Annotated in this window: 21 protein-coding genes and 1 riboswitch; of the genes, 14 read left to right on the top strand and 7 right to left on the bottom strand. The window is 61.4% G+C overall.

Features of this window, described 5'->3' with window-relative positions:
- Positions 1-34: 34 nt before the first annotated feature.
- The 7 genes from CO667_RS08865 to CO667_RS08895 all read left to right on the top strand — a co-directional run bounded on the left by CO667_RS08865 (position 35) and on the right by CO667_RS08895 (position 5,794).
- Complete coding sequence (locus CO667_RS08865; protein ID WP_097618013.1) at positions 35-424, top strand: DUF4345 family protein; 390 nt, start codon at positions 35-37, stop codon at positions 422-424.
- 255 nt (positions 425-679) lie between these two features.
- Complete coding sequence (locus CO667_RS08870; protein ID WP_179874103.1) at positions 680-1,246, top strand: F0F1 ATP synthase subunit delta; 567 nt, start codon at positions 680-682, stop codon at positions 1,244-1,246.
- On the top strand, positions 1,246-2,775 hold the full coding sequence (gene atpA, locus CO667_RS08875) for a F0F1 ATP synthase subunit alpha (RefSeq protein WP_097618015.1): 1,530 nt from the start codon (positions 1,246-1,248) through the stop codon (positions 2,773-2,775). Before CO667_RS08870 ends, atpA begins: the two co-directional genes overlap by 1 nt.
- 28 nt (positions 2,776-2,803) lie before the next feature.
- On the top strand, positions 2,804-3,688 hold the full coding sequence (locus CO667_RS08880) for a F0F1 ATP synthase subunit gamma (RefSeq protein WP_097618016.1): 885 nt from the start codon (positions 2,804-2,806) through the stop codon (positions 3,686-3,688).
- 23 nt (positions 3,689-3,711) lie between these two features.
- Positions 3,712-5,148, top strand: a complete 1,437-nt coding sequence (gene atpD / locus CO667_RS08885; RefSeq protein WP_017966276.1) for a F0F1 ATP synthase subunit beta — start codon at positions 3,712-3,714, stop codon at positions 5,146-5,148.
- On the top strand, positions 5,148-5,387 hold the full coding sequence (locus CO667_RS08890; RefSeq protein WP_027682592.1) for a hypothetical protein: 240 nt from the start codon (positions 5,148-5,150) through the stop codon (positions 5,385-5,387). Before atpD ends, CO667_RS08890 begins: the two co-directional genes overlap by 1 nt.
- Positions 5,387-5,794, top strand: coding sequence for a F0F1 ATP synthase subunit epsilon (locus CO667_RS08895; RefSeq protein ID WP_012759246.1), 408 nt, complete (start codon positions 5,387-5,389; stop codon positions 5,792-5,794). Before CO667_RS08890 ends, CO667_RS08895 begins: the two co-directional genes overlap by 1 nt.
- Before the next feature lie 137 nt (positions 5,795-5,931).
- On the opposite strand, the gene CO667_RS08900 is transcribed toward CO667_RS08895, so the two are convergent.
- From CO667_RS08900 to CO667_RS08935, 7 genes are all read right to left on the bottom strand, one after another.
- Positions 5,932-6,669 (bottom strand): sugar transferase, encoded by a 738-nt coding sequence (locus CO667_RS08900; protein WP_097618017.1) that lies wholly within the window; start codon positions 6,667-6,669, stop codon positions 5,932-5,934.
- A gap of 167 nt (positions 6,670-6,836) precedes the next feature.
- Positions 6,837-8,057 (bottom strand): acyltransferase, encoded by a 1,221-nt coding sequence (locus CO667_RS08905; protein ID WP_097618018.1) that lies wholly within the window; start codon positions 8,055-8,057, stop codon positions 6,837-6,839.
- Positions 8,058-8,277: 220 nt separating this feature from the next.
- The gene (locus CO667_RS08915; RefSeq protein ID WP_097618020.1) at positions 8,278-9,288 is read right to left on the bottom strand and encodes an ABC transporter substrate-binding protein; all 1,011 of its coding nucleotides are present in this window, start codon (positions 9,286-9,288) and stop codon (positions 8,278-8,280) included.
- A gap of 68 nt (positions 9,289-9,356) precedes the next feature.
- Positions 9,357-10,169 carry an ABC transporter ATP-binding protein gene (locus CO667_RS08920; RefSeq protein WP_097618021.1) on the bottom strand — a complete coding sequence of 271 codons (813 nt, stop codon included), beginning with the start codon at positions 10,167-10,169 and terminating at the stop codon, positions 9,357-9,359.
- Positions 10,166-10,972 carry an ABC transporter permease gene (locus CO667_RS08925; protein WP_097618022.1) on the bottom strand — a complete coding sequence of 269 codons (807 nt, stop codon included), beginning with the start codon at positions 10,970-10,972 and terminating at the stop codon, positions 10,166-10,168. Before CO667_RS08925 ends, CO667_RS08920 begins: the two co-directional genes overlap by 4 nt.
- 10 nt (positions 10,973-10,982) lie before the next feature.
- Complete coding sequence (locus CO667_RS08930; RefSeq protein WP_097618023.1) at positions 10,983-11,591, bottom strand: YkoF family thiamine/hydroxymethylpyrimidine-binding protein; 609 nt, start codon at positions 11,589-11,591, stop codon at positions 10,983-10,985.
- Positions 11,582-11,695: riboswitch (TPP riboswitch) on the bottom strand. Its footprint overlaps the gene before it by 10 nt.
- Before the next feature lie 166 nt (positions 11,696-11,861).
- Positions 11,862-12,437: an NAD(P)H-dependent oxidoreductase gene (locus tag CO667_RS08935; protein WP_097618024.1), complete on the bottom strand. Its 576-nt coding sequence runs from the start codon at positions 12,435-12,437 to the stop codon at positions 11,862-11,864.
- A gap of 83 nt (positions 12,438-12,520) precedes the next feature.
- Between CO667_RS08935 and soxR the strand changes: the two genes are divergently transcribed.
- The 7 genes from soxR (at position 12,521) to fdhF (ending at position 20,572) form a co-directional block, all read left to right on the top strand.
- Positions 12,521-12,985, top strand: a complete 465-nt coding sequence (soxR, locus tag CO667_RS08940) for a redox-sensitive transcriptional activator SoxR (RefSeq protein ID WP_097618025.1) — start codon at positions 12,521-12,523, stop codon at positions 12,983-12,985.
- A 233-nt stretch (positions 12,986-13,218) separates the two neighbouring features.
- Positions 13,219-13,989: an SDR family oxidoreductase gene (locus CO667_RS08945; RefSeq protein ID WP_097618026.1), complete on the top strand. Its 771-nt coding sequence runs from the start codon at positions 13,219-13,221 to the stop codon at positions 13,987-13,989.
- Between the two features lie 102 nt (positions 13,990-14,091).
- On the top strand, positions 14,092-14,433 hold the full coding sequence (locus tag CO667_RS08950) for a metalloregulator ArsR/SmtB family transcription factor (RefSeq protein ID WP_097618027.1): 342 nt from the start codon (positions 14,092-14,094) through the stop codon (positions 14,431-14,433).
- A gap of 128 nt (positions 14,434-14,561) precedes the next feature.
- Positions 14,562-15,455: a LysR family transcriptional regulator gene (locus CO667_RS08955; RefSeq protein ID WP_003589869.1), complete on the top strand. Its 894-nt coding sequence runs from the start codon at positions 14,562-14,564 to the stop codon at positions 15,453-15,455.
- Between the two features lie 135 nt (positions 15,456-15,590).
- Positions 15,591-16,070, top strand: coding sequence for a formate dehydrogenase subunit gamma (locus CO667_RS08960; protein WP_097618028.1), 480 nt, complete (start codon positions 15,591-15,593; stop codon positions 16,068-16,070).
- Positions 16,067-17,623: an NADH-quinone oxidoreductase subunit NuoF gene (locus tag CO667_RS08965; RefSeq protein ID WP_097618029.1), complete on the top strand. Its 1,557-nt coding sequence runs from the start codon at positions 16,067-16,069 to the stop codon at positions 17,621-17,623. Before CO667_RS08960 ends, CO667_RS08965 begins: the two co-directional genes overlap by 4 nt.
- Positions 17,624-17,692: 69 nt before the next feature.
- Complete coding sequence (gene fdhF / locus CO667_RS08970; RefSeq protein ID WP_097618030.1) at positions 17,693-20,572, top strand: formate dehydrogenase subunit alpha; 2,880 nt, start codon at positions 17,693-17,695, stop codon at positions 20,570-20,572.
- The last annotated feature ends 46 nt before the right edge of the window (positions 20,573-20,618 follow it).

Here is a 20,618-nt window from a genome sequence, read left to right on the forward strand (position 1 = left end):
ACACTGATTCATCCGGGTGATTTGGGGCTGACGCATGGAGTTTTATTTTCCGACCGAGCTTGGCGAGCAGCTTGCCTTTTGCTCTGCCGCTTTCACGGCGCTCGCCGGCTTCATCATGATGTTTGCGCCGGGGCAGACCTTCCGTCTTCTCGGCCTGCAGGTGCAGGAGGGGCGGCCGGAAGGTTTTGGCGAGGGACGCTCGATGGGCGGTTTCTATCTCGGCTTCGGCCTGTCGGCGATCATGCTGGCCCAGAACTGGATCTATATGGCGCTCGGCGCCTCTTTCGCGATGGCGGCCTTTGCCCGTATCATCTCGATCCTGTCCGATAAGGGGAGTAATCTCGTCAACTATTTACTCCTGGTTGTACAGATCGCTTTGGCCGCGCTACCGCTGCTCTACGTTTTCGGCTTCACCCAGACGTGACTCTTGCTGCCGGCAGGCGGCTTCTGTGGCCTGCTTTCAGGCCATTGCGCAATTTTGCGAACAGAAATTCATGTGAAAGGCGTATTCGGGCATTACGCGTGTTGCGAGTCCGAACATCCTATGTTAGACGGACCCCGAATTTCGGAAGAAGCAAGAGGCTTCTCTTGTGATTTCTGGGGGAAATCAAAACGAATTCAAGATCATAGGTTCGGCGTCCGCCGAGAGCCGGATTTTGGGTTAAAATCAGGGAAATTTGTGCCAGTGGCAGACACGTCCCAGCTTACATCTGGTGTTGCCGAGCGCTATGCCTCGTCGCTTTTTGATCTGGCGATCGAGCAGGGCGCCGTCGACAGCGTAACCGCCGATCTTGACCGTTTCCAGGCAATGCTGGATGAGAGCGCCGATCTGAAGCGCTTCGTCGCAAGCCCGGTTTTCTCCGCTGAAGACCAGCTGAAGGCGATCGTCGCCATCAGCGAGAAGGCCGGCATCAGCGGCTTCTTCGCCAATTTCCTGAAGGTCGTGGCGCGCAACCGCCGCCTGTTTGCCCTGCCGGGCATGATCAAGGCCTTCCGCATCATCGCCGCGAACCATCGCGGTGAAGTCTCCGCCGAGGTCACCTCGGCGCATGCGCTTTCGCAAGCGCAGGAAACCGAATTGAAGGTGGCACTCAAGAGCGTTACCGGCAAAGACGTGACGCTTGCCGTCACGGTTGATCCGTCAATTCTTGGTGGTCTGATCGTGAAGGTCGGGTCCCGTCAGATTGATACGTCTCTTCGTACCAAACTCTCTACCCTTAAGCTCGCATTGAAAGAGGTTGGCTGATGGATATCCGCGCCGCGGAAATTTCCGCAATTCTCAAAGACCAGATCAAAAATTTCGGCAAAGAGGCAGAAGTCTCGGAAGTCGGCCAGGTTCTCTCCGTCGGTGACGGTATCGCTCGTGTCTACGGTCTGGACAATGTCCAGGCCGGTGAAATGGTCGAGTTCCCGGGCGGTATCCGCGGCATGGCTCTGAACCTCGAATCCGACAATGTCGGCGTCGTCATCTTCGGCTCCGACCGCGACATCAAGGAAGGCGACACCGTTAAGCGGACCGGCGCCATCGTTGACGTTCCGGTTGGTCCGGAACTGCTCGGCCGCGTCGTCGACGCGCTCGGCAATCCGATCGACGGCAAGGGCCCGATCAACGCGACGCGCCGTTCGCGCGTCGACGTCAAGGCTCCGGGCATCATTCCGCGCAAGTCGGTTCATGAGCCGATGTCGACCGGCCTCAAGGCCATCGACGCGCTGATCCCGGTCGGCCGCGGCCAGCGCGAGCTTGTTATCGGTGACCGCCAGACCGGCAAGACCGCGATCCTTCTCGATGCCTTCCTCAACCAGAAGGCCATTCACGACAACGGTCCGGAAGGCGAAAAGCTTTACTGCGTCTACGTCGCCGTCGGCCAGAAGCGTTCGACCGTTGCCCAGTTCGTCAAGGTGCTCGAAGAGCGCGGCGCACTGAAGTATTCGATCATCGTCGCCGCTACCGCGTCCGACCCGGCGCCGATGCAGTTCCTGGCTCCGTTTGCCGGTTGCGCCATGGGCGAATATTTCCGCGACAACGGCATGCACGCGCTGATCGGTTACGACGACCTGTCCAAGCAGGCTGTGTCCTACCGCCAGATGTCGCTGCTGCTGCGCCGCCCGCCGGGCCGCGAAGCCTATCCGGGCGACGTTTTCTACCTGCACTCGCGTCTGCTCGAGCGCGCTGCAAAGATGAACGACGACAAGGGCGCCGGTTCGCTGACCGCTCTGCCGGTTATCGAAACGCAGGGCAACGACGTGTCGGCCTTCATTCCGACCAACGTCATCTCGATCACCGACGGTCAGATCTTCCTTGAAACCGACCTGTTCTATCAGGGTATCCGTCCGGCCGTAAACGTCGGCCTGTCGGTTTCCCGCGTCGGCTCGTCGGCACAGATCAAGGCGATGAAGCAGGTTGCCGGTTCGATCAAGGGCGAACTTGCCCAGTATCGCGAAATGGCCGCCTTCGCCCAGTTCGGTTCGGACCTTGACGCTGCGACGCAGCGCCTCCTGAACCGCGGCGCACGCCTGACCGAACTCCTGAAGCAGCCGCAGTTCTCGCCGCTGAAGACGGAAGAGCAGGTCGCCGTGATTTTCGCCGGTGTCAACGGCTATCTCGACAAGCTGCCGGTCGCTTCGGTCGGCAAGTTCGAGCAGGGCTTCCTCTCATATCTGCGTTCGGAAGGCTCCGCCATCCTCGACGCGATCCGCACGGAAAAGGCAATCAGCGACGGTACCAAGGGCCAGCTCACCGCTGCTCTCGATAGCTTCGCAAAGTCTTTCTCGTAATCAGGCCCTAAGTTAGGACGGATCACGGATGCCTTCACTTAAGGATCTGAAAAACCGGATCGCCTCCGTCAAGGCGACGCAGAAGATCACCAAGGCGATGAAAATGGTCGCCGCGGCGAAGCTTCGGCGTGCGCAGGAGGCGGCCGAGGCCGCACGGCCCTACTCGCAGCGCATGGGTGCGGTTCTGGCGAACATCGCCAAGGCTGTCACCGATGCGGATGGCGCGCCGACGCTGATGACCGGCACTGGCCAGGACAAGGTCCATCTGCTGGTGGTCTGCACGGCCGAACGTGGTCTTTGTGGCGGTTTCAACTCGCAGATCGCCCGTTTTGCCCGCGAACATGTCCGCAAGCTGCTTGCCGAAGGCAAGACGGTGAAGATTTTCACCGTCGGCAAGAAGGGTCACGACATCCTTCGCCGCGAATTTGCGTCGCTGATCATCGAGCGCAAGGAATTGCGCGACGTCAAGCGCGTCGGCTTCGAGAATGCGGACCAGATCGGCAAGCGCATCATCGAGATGTATGCTGCCGGCGAGTTCGACGTCTGCACGCTGTTCTATTCCGAGTTCAAGTCGGTGATCAGCCAGATTCCGACGGCGCAGCAGCTCATCCCGGCTTCAACGGGGGCTGTGCAGGCCGAAGATGCCGCCCATGCCGGCGCCGTCTACGAATACGAGCCGGATCCGGCATCGATCCTTGAAGATCTGATCCCGCGCAACATCTCCGTCCAGATCTTCCGCGCGCTCCTTGAGAACGTCGCAGGCGAGATGGGTGCCAAGATGAGCGCTATGGACAATGCGACGCGTAATGCCGGTGAGATGATCAACAAGTTGACGCTGAGCTACAACCGCCAGCGTCAGGCGCAGATCACCAAGGAACTCATTGAAATCATTTCGGGCGCGGAAGCGCTCTGAGGCTAGGAAAAGAGGGTCAGAAAATGGCTGAGGCAGCTACCCCCAAGATCGGCTCTGTCGGCAGAGTCACCCAGGTTATCGGCGCCGTCGTCGACGTTGCTTTCGAAGGCGAACTGCCGAAGATCCTGAACGCGCTGGAAACCACCAACAACGGCAACCGCCTGGTTCTCGAAGTTGCACAGCACCTTGGCGAAAACGTCGTCCGTACCATCGCGATGGACTCGAGCGAAGGTCTCGTCCGCGGCCAGGAAGTCGCCGATACCGGCGCTCCGATCATGGTTCCGGTCGGCAACGAGACGCTCGGCCGCATCATGAACGTCATCGGTGAGCCGGTCGACGAAGCCGGTCCGCTGGTCACCGCTCACAAGCGCGCCATCCACCAGGATGCACCGTCCTATGTCGAGCAGTCGACGGAATCGCAGATTCTGGTCACCGGCATCAAGGTCGTCGATCTTCTGGCTCCTTACGCACGCGGCGGCAAGATCGGCCTCTTCGGCGGCGCCGGCGTCGGCAAGACGGTTCTGATCATGGAACTGATCAACAACGTCGCCAAGGCGCATGGTGGTTACTCGGTTTTTGCAGGCGTCGGTGAACGCACCCGCGAAGGCAACGACCTCTACCACGAAATGATCGAATCGAACGTCAACAAGCATGGCGGCGGCGAAGGCTCGAAGGCTGCGCTTGTTTACGGTCAGATGAACGAGCCGCCGGGCGCGCGCGCCCGCGTCGCCCTGACCGGCCTGACGGTCGCCGAGCACTTCCGCGACCAGGGCCAGGACGTTCTGTTCTTCGTCGACAACATCTTCCGCTTCACGCAGGCAGGTTCCGAAGTGTCGGCTCTGCTCGGCCGCATCCCGTCGGCCGTCGGTTATCAGCCGACGCTCGCAACCGACATGGGCCAGATGCAGGAGCGCATCACCACGACGACGACAGGCTCGATCACCTCGGTCCAGGCGATTTACGTTCCGGCCGACGACTTGACCGACCCGGCGCCGGCAACCTCGTTTGCTCACCTTGACGCAACGACCGTTCTGTCGCGCTCGATCGCTGAAAAGGGCATCTACCCGGCCGTCGATCCGCTCGACTCCACCTCGCGCATGCTCGACCCGATGGTCGTCGGCGAAGAACATTACGACGTCGCCCGCAAGGTCCAGTCGACGCTGCAGCGCTACAAGGCCCTGCAGGACATCATCGCGATCCTTGGCATGGACGAACTGTCCGAAGAGGACAAGATTGCTGTCGCCCGCGCCCGCAAGATCGAGCGTTTCCTGTCGCAGCCGTTCTTCGTCGCCGAAGTCTTCACCGGCTCGCCGGGCAAGCTGGTTGCTCTCGAAGACACGATCAAGGGCTTCAAGGGTCTCGTCAACGGCGAATACGATCACCTGCCGGAAGCTGCCTTCTACATGGTCGGCTCGATGGAAGAAGCGGTCGAAAAGGCCAAGAAGCTCGCAGCTGCTTAATGAGCGACGCGCTGGACGAGATATTCTGCTGCGACTCCCTGAAAGGGGTCGTGGCGGATCTTCCGGAACCAGCCGCGCCGACCATTTATCGCGCCGATAACGGTGTGCTGATGATGGTGGTGGGGCTGGTCCAGAGCGAGGAAGGCCTCGGTTATCTCGACCAAGCGATAATGCACTGCCCGTTCTGCGGGACTAAATTGCAAGATGCGAAAGCCATAGCCGAGAAGGTAAGTCACTGATGGCTGACAATTTCAACTTTGAGCTCGTTTCGCCGGAGCGTCTGCTGCTGTCGGAGATGGTGACCGAGGTCGTCATCCCCGCGACGGAAGGCGAGATGACGGTCATGGCAAACCATGCGCCGACGATGACGACGATCAAGCCGGGTGTCGTGAGCGTGCGTTCGGCCTCCGGCAAAAAGCAGGACTACGTGGTGTTCGGCGGTTTCGCCGATATCCTGCCGACCGGCTGCACTCTGCTTGCCGAATCCGCGGTTCCGGTCGAGGAACTGCACAAGGACGAGCTGACCCGCCGCATCGAGGCCGCCCGCAAGGAGCTCGAACATGCCGAGCTGCACGAGCACAAGTCGAAGCTCGAGCACTTCATCATGGAACTGACGCATCTGCGCGGCGTCGTCCAACAGGATTGATCGCAACCGACCGCGACGATCAAAGGCGGCTGCAACAGCCGCCTTTTTTGTGTCTGTTCACCTGTGGGATAGGGCAGAGGGCGGCCATCGGGCGGGCGCCATGAACCGCCTACCTCTGGCAGCGATAGCGGATCATCTCAGAAGCCGGTGCCGCCGCGCAGCTCGATGACGATCGTCTTGAACAATATCTTCAAGTCGAGCAGCAGGCTGAAATTCCTGACATAATAAATATCGCAGGCGATGCGGGCGCGGGCTTGAAGCGGTCGCGCCGTCGGGCCGCGCCATCCGCGTGTCTGCGCAAGACCGGTAATGCCGGGACGCATGATGTGGCGGTGATGATAGTCGGGCACCAGTTCTTCGTAGAGCCGGCCGGCTGCCCGCATGTTGATGGCGTGGCAGCGCGGGCCGACCAGCGACATGTCGCCCCTGAGGACGTTCAGAAGCTGCGGCAGTTCGTCGATATTGGTCTTGCGGAGCATCGCGCCGATGCCTGTCACCCGGCTGTCGCCCTTGACCGTCTGTTGGATGCCGCTCGGATCGCAAGCTTCGGCGCGCATCGTTCGGAACTTGAAGACCGTGATCTTCTGGCCGTTCAGTCCCCAGCGGATCTGGCGGAAAAACACTGGTCCGCCGTCGTCGAGCTTGATGAAGAGCGCGATCGCCAGAAAAAACGGCAACAGGACGATGAGGGCGCTGACCGAGGCGACGATGTCGATCAAACGCTTCACGCTGAGCTGCCCAGCCATCTTTCTTTCAACAAGGGAAAAGCTCTCGGGCTGGCGAATGTTGGAATTCGCGATAACCAGGGACCCGATTTTGTCCTGACGCCGAGACGCATCGAAGCGTGAATTCGTCTTCGAAGTAAAAGCATTCATTACGCAAGGCCCACAAGTTTAGATGCGATACTGAACGGCACAGAGACAGATACATGGTCACGTATCGTTTGTCATCGGTATAATTAAGAATTCCGTAACCCTAAAGAAGCCAAAAATGGGAGTATTGCCCGTTAACCTTAATGCCTGTAGTTGAAGTCGCGGGAGATTTATACTTTGAAAGGAGTAGCCCGATTGGATTGACGGGATGTCAGGCGGTTTCCAAAATCGATCGCCGGTTTTTCCAGCAGGGTGTAGCTGAGGCTTGCAACCAGGAGCACCAGCCCTGCCGCCAGACCGCAAGACTGCAGCCAGCCGGTGACGACATTTTCCGAGGCAGCGCCGAACGAGCCGGGGTCGAGCCTCTGGATCAATATCAGGATGATCTCCTGCCAGATATAGATGCCGAAGGAGATCTTGGCGATATAGCGGACAGGAGCGTTGTCGAGCAGCCGGCCCAGATATTGCGAATGGCACAGCGAAACGAGCGCCGTTGCGATTGCCAGCGGAAAAACCGGGAAGCCATAGGGGATTTCGAGCCAGCCATAAGCTTCGGGGGTGCCGCCGGGCGATATGACGAGGCGGTAGCCGGCAATGGCGAGGGCCAGCAGCGCTGCGGCATCGAACCGGGAGGACGGCCTTCTTGGGAGCATGACCTCGACGCCGGCGGCCAGCGCGCCGAGCGCGAAGACGGCGAAGAAGCCGATCGGATTATAGCGCGGCATCCACTCCTTCGCCCCGCCCTGCAGGCCGTATTGCCAGCCGCGTCCGATGTCGTCGAGCGGAAACAAGGTGAGGATCAGCAGATGGGCGAGGAGCACTCCCGTGACGACGCATAGCCAGGCGAAGCGGGCAAGCAGCGGGCGCTGTCTGAGGACGGGCAAACGAAACAGCAGGAGAAAGCAGAGCGGCAGCAGCACATAGCTGGTGACCTCGAAGGGAATCGACCAAAGCGGGCCGTCGGTCTCGACAGGAAAGAGCGTGCGCCAATGCCACTGGCTCATGAACAGCAGCCCGGAGAGGTAGCGGAGCACCAGCTCCGGCGTCAGCGGCAGGGCAAGCAGCGTCAGGCTGAGGGCGAAGCCGATGGTGGCAGCGAACCAGAAGCCCGGAGCGATGCGCGCCGCCCTACGGATCGTGTAGTGACGGAGGCTCGGCATGTTGCTGCCGTCGTCGAGCGCGCGCCAGAAGGGGTGGGCAAGAAGAAAGCCGCTGAGCACGAAGAAGATGGCGACGCCGAAATTGCCGAAGCGGAGGATGTTTGCGGTCGGCGCCAGTTCGTCGGGAATTCTGCGCATATCCAGCCGCAGCGCGAAGTGGTGGGCGAGCACCAGCAGACAGGCCGTCGCGCGCAGAAAGTCCGCTCCGGCCAGTCTCTCCTGTTGTCGCATCTGATCTCCCGCCCTGCCCTAAAGCGCGTCGCGATCTTTCAGATTCGCGTAGCCCGCACTTTAGGTCTTTGTTTTTCGCATGTCGTTGGCGCAAAACCGCTGCACACTTTTGCGCGACATGCTTTGGAGCATGATGCCGAAAAGTGTGAGCGGTTTTCGGGCGGCATCATGCTCCGGACTTTGCAGCGGAAAGCTGCGACGGGCAAGGCAGGCGTTGGGCTCAGTCGAGAAGTTCGTTGGTATAATAGGTGGAAAAGTCCGGCTTCTCCTTAAGTGCGGCGCCATTCGCATCGACCAGAATGCCATTCTCGAGCAGGAAGCCGCCCAGGGCCTCGGCCTTTGCCGGGTCGAGCTTACCGATCACGCCGGCCTCGGATTTCAGGAAGTGCCCCTCGATCAGTGCCTTCTGCGAGGCCTTGACCAGGTCCGTATTCATCAGTGCGCCGTTGCTTCCCGAGATCAGCAGGTCGCAGGCTTCATCGGGATGGTCGACGGAGTAGGCATAGCCCTTTCGGGTGGCCTGGATGAAGGCGCGGGCGTGTTCCCGGTTTGCCGAGAGATAGGCGTCGCTGGAGACGATGACCGTCGTCTGCTCGTCGGGAATGCCATAATCGGAATAGTGGAAGCGGCCGATCTTCCGGTTTTCCAACTCGGCGGCGATGCCTTCCCAGGTGTAGATCTCCAGCGTGAAATCGATCGAGCCATTGTCCAGCGCCTCGTAGGCGGAGGTGCCGAGGGTGACGGTCTTGACGTCGCCCTTGCCGCCGTCATTGCGGATCATCGCGGAGATCAGCGCGCTCTCCCAGGTGCCGCCGAAGCCGCCATAGGTCTTGCCGTCGAGATCCTTAGGGCTCTTGATGTCGTCGCGTCCGCCCTTGAAGATCAGCCGCGCAGTTTCCGTCTGAACGACGCCATAGACCATCTTCACGTCACCGCCGCCGGCGCGCTGGGTGAGGGTCTCGATTTCGCTGCTGATGCCGAAATCGGCAACGCCGTTCGACACCAGCGTTCCGGCGCTGGTATCGGTGAAGGGAAGGATTTCGACATCGAGGCCGGCATCGGCATAGAAGCCCTTGGCCTTGGCGACATAGAGGCCGATATGGTTGGTGTTGGGCGTCCAGTCGAGCGCGATGCGGACCTTTGCGGGCGCCGATTGGGCGAAGGCGGCGCGGCCGGCAAGGCTTGCCGCGAGGGCGGCGAAGATCGTCTGGCGGCGGGTGAGAAGCAGCATAGTGACCTCCTCAGGTCTCTAGAGCATGATGCCGAAAAGTGTGAGCGGTTTTCTCATGACATCATGCTCTAACTCTTTAAATTAGAACAGGATTCAGATTTTGGGCCGACCGGCCTAAAATCATCCTGTTCTAGCGGATGAAGCAGGGTTTGCAGGATTTCGGTTTCGATCGCCTGGGCCGCCGGCGAGCCGAGGTCGGCAATGCTTCTCGGGCGCGGCAGGGGAACGCGGAATTCGCGGATGATACGCGCCGGGCGGGCCGAAAGCACGTAGATCCGGTCGGAGAGGAACACCGCCTCGCGAACGTCGTGGGTGATCAGCAACGCCGTCCAGCGGTGTTCGGTCCACATGCCCTGCAGCCATTCCTGGATCTGCGTGCGCGTCAGCGCGTCGAGCGCGCCGAAGGGCTCGTCGAGCAGCAGCATGTCCTGGGTCTGGACGACGGTGCGCAGCAGCGCGGCCCGCTGGCGCATGCCGCCGGAGAGTTCGGCGGGATAGTGGTGTTCGAAGCCGGCAAGACCGAAGCTCTCGAACAAAGGCGCCACAGTGGCGCGGGCCGCGCGACGGCTCATGCCTTTCACCTCGAGGCCGAGTGCCGCATTGTCGATGATCCGGCGCCAGGGCATCAGCGCATCGCGCTGCGGCATGAAGGCGAAGGAATGGGGCGCCTGTTCCAGCGGCGCGCCGTTGAACAGCATGGTGCCGGAATCGGGGCGCAGCGCCTGGGTCAGCAATCGCAGCACCGTCGATTTTCCGGAGCCGGACGGGCCGACGATCGAAACGAATTCGCCGTCTGCGACCGTCAGCGAAATATCGCCCAGCACCTTCATACCGTCGAAGGACTTCGAGATATTGTTGAGTTCAACCATTGTGTCGGTCATCGCCGCCGCTCCCCGGATGGCTGCCAGGGCATGACGAGGCGCTGGATCAAGAGCGTCAGCCCGAAGAGGCAAAGTGTCAACACGGCGCTGACGACGACGGCGGCGAGAACGAGATCGGGGCGGAAATTGTTCTTGGCGTTGAGGATATAGATGCCGAGGCCGCGGGCGGCGCCGGCATATTCGGCAAAGATCGCGCCGACGACGGCATAGGTGATCGAGATCCTGAGGCCGGCGAAGAAATAGGGCAACGAGGAAGGAAGCCGTGCCAGGCGGAAAATGCGCCAGCGGCTCGCCTTCATTGAATTCAGCAATTCGGCGATGTCGCGGTCGGTCGATTCATAGCCCTGCAGCAAGGCCACGAGCAGCGGAAAGAAGGTGACGAGCGCCACCAGCAGGACCTTCGGCAACAGACCGAAACCGAACCAGAGGACGACGAGGGGGGCGATCGCCACCAGCGGCAGGGTCTGGCTGGCGATGAAGATCGGCAGCAATGCCCGGCGCATGAAGGGCATGAAATCCATCAGGATCGATGAGACGAAGGCGAAGGCAAGCGACAGCGCGAAACCGCCGAGTGTCGCGCCAAGCGTCGGCCAGGTGTTTGATATCAGCGCCTCGCGGTTCAGCCAGCCCTGGATGACGATGCGCGACGGCGCCGGCAGGATGGACGGCTTGATTCCGGAAAGATCGACATAGAGTTCCCAGGCCGCCAGAAAAGCGCAGCCGGCGAGCAGAGCGGGTATGCCCCGGCAGAGAGCGGTGCGGAGCGTGGCAAGACGCGAATCCGGTGGTGGTAGCGTTGTCATCAGCGTTCGATCAGGCTTTCGTCGGGCTGTTGGCCGACACCGTGATGTCGAGGGTTACATGACCCTCGGGGTCGCCGAAGCAATAGAAGGCCTCACGAATGGTTGCGAAGACGGGGCCGGCATCGCCAGAGAGCCTGGTGCAGAAATTCTTGGCGCGGTCGAAGGTGCCGGAGCGTTTCAGGAAGTCGATGCAACCATAGATCTCGTCCATATGGGTCCCGGTTCCCATGACATAGAGCGAGAATTGCGCAGCCGTCGGCTGTCCGGTTTCGGCGGTGATCTCAACGGCGGCAAGTGCTGCCGCTATACGATCGGCAAGCGGTTCGGCCTGACCAAGGGAGGGATTGACGCCGCAGATGGCGTCGTCGGGCTCGCCGGGGCAGCCACGTGAAACGGCGGCGGACAGGACGCAGTGCTCGCCGGTTTTTGCGGCAGCGACGAAAAGATCGTGCATGGCGGCGAAGAGAATGTCAGGCGGGCCGACCAGCAGCGTGGAGATGTCGTCGGTCTCGATGCGCAGCCGGTCGCGATAGGGATCGAGCGCCTTGACGGCATCGAGAATGATGCCGACGAAATTGCCGGACATCGGATAGAGTGACACTTGTGCGCCTGAAAACATCTGAACCTCGCTCCGCTGGCATTACCCAGATCAGCTTTGAAGGGTCCGGACGCTTGCGCCTCGCATCTCAGCCCCGGCGATACGGAGCTCCCCTGTTAATCGGCGCGGAAACTACCACCGGGGTTTTCTTCCCGCAACCGCAAAAATTGCCGACCCGTCCGCGTGGTCGGGATGCTGCCGGCATGATCGGAAAACACCCGGACGGAGGTTCCTGTCCGGGTGTTCCCAAAGGTTCCGTACCTGCCGGGAACGGAACCGGAGCCCTTCGTCTCAGGCGGCGATATCGGCGTAGGGATGATTGCCGCGCGCGGTAATCAGCGCCCGTGTCCACCACTCCAGCCGCGCCATCATCCGGTCGAGCGCGTGCAGAGCGTCGCTCGGATCGTCGAGCCGTCCGGCGACGTCGAAGCGGCTCCATGGCGCGGAAAAGCTGACCGAATCGCGGACGGTGACGGCGTGGAGTTCCGCAAAGACGAGCCGCAGCTGCTCGACCGCGCGCAGGCCCCCTGATATGCCGCCATAGGAAACAAAGGCGACCGGCTTGCCCTGCCAGGGCTCGAAAAAGAGATCGATGAGCGACTTCAACGCGGCGGTGAAGCTGTGATTGTATTCCGGCGTGACGATGATGAAGGCGTCGGCCATGTCGAGCCGCCCGGCGAGCCTGTCGATTTCGGGGTGCGCCATGTCACGGTTGGGCGGCAGCGCAAAATCCAGCGGGTCGATGATGTCGATATCGAATTGCGGGAAGCGGACGAGTTCCTGCGTCAGCCATTTGACCACCCGGTCACAGATGCGGCCCTTTCTGGTGCTGCCGTAGATCACCGCCAGCCTGATGGGTGTTTTCATGCGTCGCTCCTTCTCGCGATTGGACTTTACGATTGCTGGAGCAAGGCTTATAAAACCTCAACTAATATTGAGGTCAAGAGGCGATGAATACGATTCCCGCAACGCCGCTCGGCAAGCTCCTGACAGTCGGCGACGTGGCGGAACGCAGCGGCCTTGCCGTCTCGGCATTGCATTTTTACGAAACCAAGGGACTGATCTCGAGCATCCGCTCCCGCGGCAACCAGCGGCGCTATGGGCGCGACGTGTTGCGCCGGCTCGGGATCATCAAGGTGGCGCAGCGCGTCGGCATTCCGCTTTCGGAAATCCAGGCGGCGTTCGAATCACTGCCGCAGGGACGCACGCCGACCGCCGCCGACTGGCAGACGCTGTCGGCGCGCTGGAAGGATGATCTCGACGCGCGAATCAGGCGGCTGAGCCTGCTGCGCGACCGTCTGACCGGCTGCATCGGCTGCGGCTGCCTGTCGGTCGAAAGCTGTCCGTTGCGCAATCCCTGTGATCGGCTCGGCAAGGAGGGGCCGGGTGCGCGGCTTCTGGAGACGGAAAGCTAGTCTCCCCGGAAGAGACTCTCTCCCGGGAAAGATCGATGCCTGCCTTTCTTTCGGTCGGCGCGCTCATATGTTAAGGGCGAGTGGCGCAACCGGCGGCACTGTCCGCTAGAACAGGATGATTTTAGGCCCGACGGCCTAAAATCTGAATCCTGTTCTAAATTATATGGTTAGAGCATGATATTGTCCGAAAACCGCTCACACTTTTCGGTATCATGCTCTAGGAGGACGGCTTCGTGTTTCATCCCAGATTGTTTGAAAATCGCAATGTCGTCGTGACCGGCGCCGGCCGCGGCATCGGCCTCGAAGTCGCCCGGCAGTTTCTCGACTGCGGCGCGAAGGTGATCGTCCATACCGGGCGTAAGCCGGGACGGGACCTGCCGGATTTTCTGCTAACGGCTGAATCCGAAAGACGGGCGCTGCTGCTGCATGCCGATTTCTCTGCCGTCGGTGGGGCGGCGCAATTTGCAGAAGATGTTCTCGCTTTCTTCGACAGAGTGCATGTGCTCGTCAACAATGCCGGCACCATGCTCGGCCGTTTTCCCGCCGCCACGCTGACTGACGCGGAATATGAGGCGGTCATACGGCTCAATCAGACATCGGTGGTGGCGCTGACGCGCGCATTGCTGCCGGCATTGAAGGCGGCCGAAGGCGCCGCCATCGTCAACACCGTCTCGATTTCGGCGCTGACCGGCGGCAGTCCCGGCTCCTCGATCTATTCGGCCTCGAAAGCCTTCGTTGCGACCTATTCCAAGGCGCTTGCCCGCGAGCTTGCCCCGGATGCAATCCGCGTCAACTGCGTCTCGCCGGGAACGATCGAGACGGATTTCCACGAGCGCTATTCCTCCCGCGAAAAGCTGGAGCAGACCAGAAAATCCATCCCCCTGCAGCGGCTCGGCACGGCGGAAGATTGCGCTCCCGCCTATCTGTTCCTGGCGGCTCCCTCGCTTTCGGGATACATCACCGGCCAAGTGATGGAGATCAATGGCGGACAGCTTATCTGCTGATTTACTTAGACCTTTTTTGGTATTTCATCACTATTGACCAATTTGCTTCTGCGAATATGCTATTGTTCTGATCTACATCACGCCTCCCTTCCGAGATATCGAATGCCGTTGCCTAAACCGGAGCCGGGAATGACCGGCCAGGAATTGCACACACTCGCTGGAAAAGCCCATGAAGCGAGCGATCTGCTGAAAGCTCTGGCGCATCACACCCGACTTCTGATCCTCTGCATACTGGCGAAAGAGGAGCGGACGGTCGGAGAGATCGAAAATATTCTCGGCATACAGCAGGCGATGGTCTCGCAGCAGCTTGCGCGTTTGAGGCTCGAAGGCCTGGTCAATACGCGCCGCCAGGGCAGGCTGGTTTATTACAGCATCGGCAATGTCAGCGTGCTTGCTTTCCTCGAATCGCTGTTCGATCTTTTTCCGGTTACAGAAAACTTTTAAAGCACGTCGCGCAAAACTGCGTGGCGGTTTGCGATAACGAACATGCGAGACAATAAGGACTTCGCCCTTGCGGAGCACAGCGGCTATGTCGAAGATAAGGCCGGACGCGAAATGTCGCGGGAGACCGGATGATCGACAAGCTGGAATTCTTCATCGCCCTTGCCAATGAAAAGCATTTCGGCCGCGCCGCCGAGGAGTGCGGGATTTCGCAGCCGACGCTGTCGGCCGCGATCCGGCAGTTGGAGGATCAATTGGGCGTCATGCTGGTGCAGCGCGGCTCGCGGTTCCAGGGGCTGACGCCGGAGGGGCAGCGCGTGCTCGAATGGGCCCGACGCATCGTCGGCGACGCCCGCACCATGCGCGAGGAAATGCGCGCCGCCCGCCGCGGCCTTTCCGGTCACATCCGCCTCGCCGCCATTCCGACGGCGCTCGCCATGCTGTCGCGCATCACCACGCCCTTTCAGGAACGGCATCCCGGCGTGACCTTCTCGATCGTCTCGCGTAATTCGCTGCAGGTGCTGAGCATGCTCGAAAATCTCGAAATCGATGCCGGCATCACCTATCTCGAAAACGAGCCGCTCGGCCGTGTCACGAGCGTTCCGCTCTATGCCGAGCGCTATCATCTGATCACGGCTGCAGGCAGCCCGCTGTCGGATCGCGACAATGTGACCTGGAAGGAGGTCGGCGATCTTCGGCTTTGTCTATTGACGGCCGACATGCAGAACCGCCGCATCATCAATCGGCACCTGACGGAGGCAGGCGCGACCGTGCATCCGACGCTCGAATCCAATTCGATGATCGTGCTGTTCTCGCATGTTCGAACCGGACGCTGGGCGAGCATCATGCCGCGCAACGTCGCCAAATCTTTTGGATTTCCGGTGGAAATTCGTATGATCCCGATCGTCGAACCGGAAGCGCATCATCTGGTCGGCCTTGTTGCTCCTTATCGCGAGCCCTTCACGCCGCTCGTGTCGGCCTTGCTGCATGAAGCCAGAGTGCTCGTGCAGGACGAGGAACTTTGATAGGAAAAATCTATCAATCGACGTGATAGCGTTATTGATCGCCAGCGGCTTCCTTGAGATGCTGACAGAGGAATAGCACTCAGGCTGGAGGAGGCCGCCATTCCGCAACGAGCAAGCCGTCGGGAGGGCTGCCTTATGACCATTCATATCGCCGAAGGCGATATTGCCGCGCGCACTCGTGCCATCATCGCCGATCTTCGCTTCCTCGAAGGGCCGCTGCTTCCCATTCTGCACGAGGTTCAGGAAGAATTCGGCTATGTGCCGCAGGAAGCCGTGCCTGTGATCGCGGAGGAACTGAACCTCTCCCGCGCCGAAGTGCATGGCGTGGTGACTTTCTATCATGATTACCGCGACCATGCGGCCGGCCGGCATGTGCTGAAGCTCTGTCGTGCCGAGGCCTGTCAGTCGATGGGCGGCGATGCTGTGGCCGAGCGAGTCAAGACGCTGCTCGGCATCGATTTTCACCAGACGACGCTCGACGGCAGCGTTACGCTGGAACCGGTCTACTGTCTCGGGCTCTGCGCCTGCGCCCCGTCGGCGATGCTCGACGGCGAGGTCTATGGCCGGATCGACGATCAGATGGCGGCGGAACTCGTTGCGGAGGCACGCCGATGACAGTCAGGATATATGTTCCGCGCGATGCCGCAGCGCTGGCGCTCGGGGCCGAAAAGGTGGCAAAGGCGATTGCCCAGGAGATCGCCGCCCGCGGCCTCGATGCCGAGATCGTGCGCAACGGCTCGCGCGGAATGTTCTGGCTGGAGCCGCTTGTCGAGGTCGAGCTTGCCGGCAAGCGCATCGGCTACGGACCGGTGAAGGCCAGGGATGTGCCTGCTCTGTTCGACGCCGGGATCGTCAATGGGGGCGATCACCCGCTCTGTCTCGGGGAGGTTGAAGACCTCCCGTTCCTGAAGGAACAGACCCGCCTGACCTTCGCCCGCTGCGGCGTCATCGATCCGCTCTCGCTGGCGGATTACGAGGCGCATGGCGGCCTTGCCGGCCTTCGCCGCGCCGTTTCGCTGACGCCAGCCGATATCGTCAAGGAAGTCACTGATTCCGGCCTGCGCGGACGCGGCGGTGCCGGCTTCCCCACGGGCATCAAGTGGAAGACCGTCCTCGATGCGGCTGGCGACCGCAAATATATCGTCTGCAACGCCGATGAGGGCGACAGCGGCACCTTTGCCGACCGGATGATCATGGAGGGCGATCCCTTCGTATTGATCGAGGGCATGGCGATCGCGGGACTTGCCACCGGCGCCACAAAGGGCTTCGTCTACACGCGTTCGGAATATCCGCATGCGATCGCTGTCATGACCGCGGCCATCGGCATCGCCCGGCAGGCCGGGATACTCGGACTATCGGTGCTCGGCTCCGGCCGCGCCTTCGATATGGAGGTGCGCATGGGCGCCGGCGCCTATGTTTGCGGCGAGGAGACGGCCCTGCTGAACAGCCTTGAAGGCAAGCGCGGTGTCGTGCGCGCCAAGCCGCCGCTGCCGGCGCATAAGGGGCTGTTTAACTGTCCGACTGTCATCAACAACGTGATTTCGCTCGCCTCCGTACCTGTGATCATGGAGAAGGGCGCCGCCTTCTATCGCGATTTCGGCATGGGCCGCTCACGCGGCACCATCCCGCTGCAGATCGCCGGCAATGTCCGGTACGGCGGTCTTTACGAAACAGCCTTCGGTCTTTCGCTCGGCGATATCGTCGACCGGATCGGCGGTGGCACGGCGACAGGACGACCGGTCAAAGCCGTGCAGGTCGGCGGACCGCTCGGCGCCTATTTCCCGCGGGCGCTGTTCGACACGCCGTTTGATTACGAAGCTTTCGCCGCCAAAGACGGGCTCATCGGCCATGCCGGCATCGTCGTCTTCGACGATACCGCCGACATGCTGAAGCAGGCGCGGTTCGCCATGGAATTCTGCGCCGTCGAAAGCTGCGGCAAGTGCACGCCCTGCCGCATCGGCTCGACGCGCGGCGTGGAGACGGCTGACAAGATTGCCCAAGGCATCGAGCCGGAGAAGAACCGGGCGCTGCTCACCGATCTCTGCAACACGATGAAATTCGGCTCGCTCTGCGCACTCGGCGGCTTTACCCCCTATCCCGTCATGAGCGCCATGACGCATTTCCCGGAAGATTTTTCGCCGGCGCCGATGGTGGAGGCGGCTGAGTGATGACTTTCCAAGCTGCAGCCGCCCGCTGGCCCGAATTGCTCGTTTCCACTTCCATACAGGAGGCCGACCATGTCTCTCATCCATGAAATAGACTACGGCACTCCCGCTTCGACCTCCGAGGTGATGGTGACGCTCACCATCGACGGGCAGCAGATCAGCGTGCCGGAAGGCACATCGATCATGCGCGCCTCGATGGAGGCCGGCATCCAAGTGCCGAAGCTCTGCGCCACCGACATGGTCGATGCCTTCGGCTCCTGCCGGCTCTGTCTGGTCGAGATCGAGGGCCGTGCCGGCACGCCCGCCTCCTGCACGACGCCGGTGGCGGCCAATATGGTGGTGCACACCCAGACGGGACGGTTGAAGGATATCCGCCGCGGCGTGATGGAGCTTTATATCTCCGACCATCCGCTCGACTGTCTGACCTGCGCCGCCAATGGCGATTGCCAATTGCAGGACATGGCGGGCGCCGTCGGCTTACGCGATGTGCGCTATGGCTATGACGGCGACAACCACGTCAAGGCGCGCAACAATGGCGATATCAATCTGAAATGGATGCCGAAGGACGAGTCCAATCCCTATTTCACCTATGATCCCTCCAAGTGCATCGTCTGTTCGCTCTGCGTGCGCGCCTGCGAGGAAGTGCAGGGCACCTTTGCGCTGACGATCGAGGGACGTGGTTTCGGCTCGCGCGTTGCATCGGGAGCGCACGAAAACTTCATCGAATCCGAATGCGTCTCCTGCGGCGCCTGTGTCCAGGCCTGCCCGACGGCGACGCTGACCGAGAAGTCGGTGATAGAGATCGGCCAGCCCGAGCATTCGGCCGTCACCACCTGCGCCTATTGCGGCGTCGGCTGTTCCTTCAAGGCTGAGATGCGCGGCGAGGAACTGGTGCGCATGGTGCCGTGGAAAGACGGCCAGGCCAATCGCGGCCATTCCTGCGTCAAGGGCCGCTTCGCCTACGGCTATTCCACCCACAAGGACCGCATCCTCAACCCGATGATCCGCGAAAAAGTCAGCGATCCCTGGCGGGAGGTGAGCTGGGACGAGGCCTTGGCGCATGTGGCGACGGAGTTCCGCCGCATCCAGTATCAATATGGCCGTGATGCGATCGGCGGCATCACCTCCTCACGCTGCACCAATGAGGAAACCTATCTGGTGCAGAAGCTGGTTCGCGCCGGCTTCGGCAACAACAATGTCGATACCTGCGCCCGCGTCTGCCATTCGCCGACCGGCTACGGTCTCGGCCAGACCTTCGGCACGTCGGCCGGCACGCAGAATTTCGACAGCATCGAACATTCGGATGTCGTCGTCATCATCGGCGCCAATCCGACCGACGGGCATCCGGTCTTCGCCTCGCGGCTGAAGAAGCGGCTGCGCCAAGGGGCCAAGCTCATCGTCATCGACCCGCGCCGCACCGATATCGTCCGGTCGCCGCATATCGAGGCTTCCTACCACCTGCCGCTGAAACCCGGCACCAATGTCGCGGTTATGACCGCGCTGGCGCATGTGATCGTCACCGAAGGGCTTTATGACGAGAGCTTCATCCGCGAGCGCTGCGACTGGTCGGAATTCGAGGACTGGGCCGCTTTCGTCGCCGAACCGGCGCACAGCCCGGAACAGACCGAGATCTTCACCGGCGTGCCGGCGGCGGATCTGCGTGGTGCGGCAAGACTCTATGCCAAGGGCGGCAATGGCGCGCTCTACTATGGTCTCGGCGTCACCGAACACAGCCAGGGCTCGACCACGGTCATCGCGATCGCCAACCTGGCGATGGCGACCGGCAATATCGGCCGTCCCGGCGTCGGCGTGAACCCGCTGCGCGGCCAGAACAACGTGCAGGGCTCCTGCGACATGGGCTCCTTCCCGCACGAACTGCCGGGCTACCGGCACATTTCCGACGATGCGACGCGCGATATCTTCGAAAAGCTCTGGGGCGTGAAAATCAACAATGAGCCCGGCCTGCGCATTCCGAACATGCTGGATGCGGCGGTCGACGGCTCCTTCAAGGGACTCTACGTCCAGGGCGAGGACATTCTTCAGTCCGATCCCGATACCAAACATGTCGCAGCCGGGCTCGCGGCGATGGAATGCGTCGTCGTGCAGGACCTCTTCCTCAACGAGACCGCCAATTACGCCCATGTCTTCCTGCCGGGCTCGACCTTCCTCGAGAAGGACGGAACCTTCACCAATGCCGAGCGCCGCATCAACCGCGTGCGCAAGGTGATGTCGCCGCGCAACGGCTATGGCGACTGGGAGGTAACCCAGAAGCTTGCCCAGGCGATGGGGCTCGACTGGAATTATGCCCATCCATCGGAGATCATGGACGAGATTGCCGCGACGACGCCGAGTTTCGCCCTGGTGTCCTACGACTACCTCGAGAAGATGGGCTCGGTGCAGTGGCCCTGCAACGAGAAGAACCCGCTCGGCTCGCCGATCATGCATGTCAACGGCTTCGTCCGTGGCAAGGGCAAGTTCATCCGCACCGAATATGTGGCGACCGACGAGCGCACCGGCCCGCGTTTCCCGCTGCTGCTCACCACCGGCCGTATCCTCAGCCAGTATAATGTCGGGGCGCAGACGCGGCGGACCGAGAATGTCGTCTGGCATGCGGAAGACCGGCTGGAAATCCATCCGCACGACGCCGAGCAGCGCGGCGTTCGCGACGGCGACTGGGTGAAGCTCGGCAGCCGTTCCGGTGACACCACGCTCCGGGCGCTGATAACCGATCGTGTGGCGCCCGGTGTTGTCTATACGACCTTCCATCATCCCAATACGCAGGCAAACGTCATCACCACCGATTTCTCCGACTGGGCGACGAACTGCCCGGAATATAAGGTGACGGCGGTGCAGGTCTCGCCTTCCAACGGGCCGAGCGAATGGCAGCTGGAATATGACGAGCAGGCGCGGCAAGCCCGCCGCATCGCCGGCAAGCTCGAGGCGGCGGAGTGACGATGGGGAGACGGTTCGGCGTTGTCGATGAGGCTTCCCCTTCTCC

The sequence above is a fragment of the Rhizobium sp. L43 genome (assembly GCF_002531725.1).
GTDB lineage: Bacteria > Pseudomonadota > Alphaproteobacteria > Rhizobiales > Rhizobiaceae > Rhizobium.

Bases quoted from the DNA above. Each gene is read 5' to 3' on its own strand.
- CO667_RS08865 (WP_097618013.1), top strand. From the start codon at position 35: ATGGAGTTTTATTTTCCGACCGAGCTTGGCGAGCAGCTTGCCTTTTGC.
- atpA (WP_097618015.1), top strand. From the start codon at position 1,246: ATGGATATCCGCGCCGCGGAAATTTCCGCAATTCTCAAAGACCAGATC.
- CO667_RS08880 (WP_097618016.1), top strand. From the start codon at position 2,804: ATGCCTTCACTTAAGGATCTGAAAAACCGGATCGCCTCCGTCAAGGCG.
- atpD (WP_017966276.1), top strand. From the start codon at position 3,712: ATGGCTGAGGCAGCTACCCCCAAGATCGGCTCTGTCGGCAGAGTCACC.
- CO667_RS08890 (WP_027682592.1), top strand. From the start codon at position 5,148: ATGAGCGACGCGCTGGACGAGATATTCTGCTGCGACTCCCTGAAAGGG.
- CO667_RS08895 (WP_012759246.1), top strand. From the start codon at position 5,387: ATGGCTGACAATTTCAACTTTGAGCTCGTTTCGCCGGAGCGTCTGCTG.
- CO667_RS08900 (WP_097618017.1), bottom strand. From the start codon at position 6,669: ATGAATGCTTTTACTTCGAAGACGAATTCACGCTTCGATGCGTCTCGG.
- CO667_RS08905 (WP_097618018.1), bottom strand. From the start codon at position 8,057: ATGCGACAACAGGAGAGACTGGCCGGAGCGGACTTTCTGCGCGCGACG.
- CO667_RS08915 (WP_097618020.1), bottom strand. From the start codon at position 9,288: ATGCTGCTTCTCACCCGCCGCCAGACGATCTTCGCCGCCCTCGCGGCA.
- CO667_RS08920 (WP_097618021.1), bottom strand. From the start codon at position 10,169: ATGACCGACACAATGGTTGAACTCAACAATATCTCGAAGTCCTTCGAC.
- CO667_RS08925 (WP_097618022.1), bottom strand. From the start codon at position 10,972: ATGACAACGCTACCACCACCGGATTCGCGTCTTGCCACGCTCCGCACC.
- CO667_RS08930 (WP_097618023.1), bottom strand. From the start codon at position 11,591: ATGTTTTCAGGCGCACAAGTGTCACTCTATCCGATGTCCGGCAATTTC.
- CO667_RS08935 (WP_097618024.1), bottom strand. From the start codon at position 12,437: ATGAAAACACCCATCAGGCTGGCGGTGATCTACGGCAGCACCAGAAAG.
- soxR (WP_097618025.1), top strand. From the start codon at position 12,521: ATGAATACGATTCCCGCAACGCCGCTCGGCAAGCTCCTGACAGTCGGC.
- CO667_RS08950 (WP_097618027.1), top strand. From the start codon at position 14,092: ATGCCGTTGCCTAAACCGGAGCCGGGAATGACCGGCCAGGAATTGCAC.
- CO667_RS08955 (WP_003589869.1), top strand. From the start codon at position 14,562: ATGATCGACAAGCTGGAATTCTTCATCGCCCTTGCCAATGAAAAGCAT.
- CO667_RS08960 (WP_097618028.1), top strand. From the start codon at position 15,591: ATGACCATTCATATCGCCGAAGGCGATATTGCCGCGCGCACTCGTGCC.
- CO667_RS08965 (WP_097618029.1), top strand. From the start codon at position 16,067: ATGACAGTCAGGATATATGTTCCGCGCGATGCCGCAGCGCTGGCGCTC.
- fdhF (WP_097618030.1), top strand. From the start codon at position 17,693: ATGTCTCTCATCCATGAAATAGACTACGGCACTCCCGCTTCGACCTCC.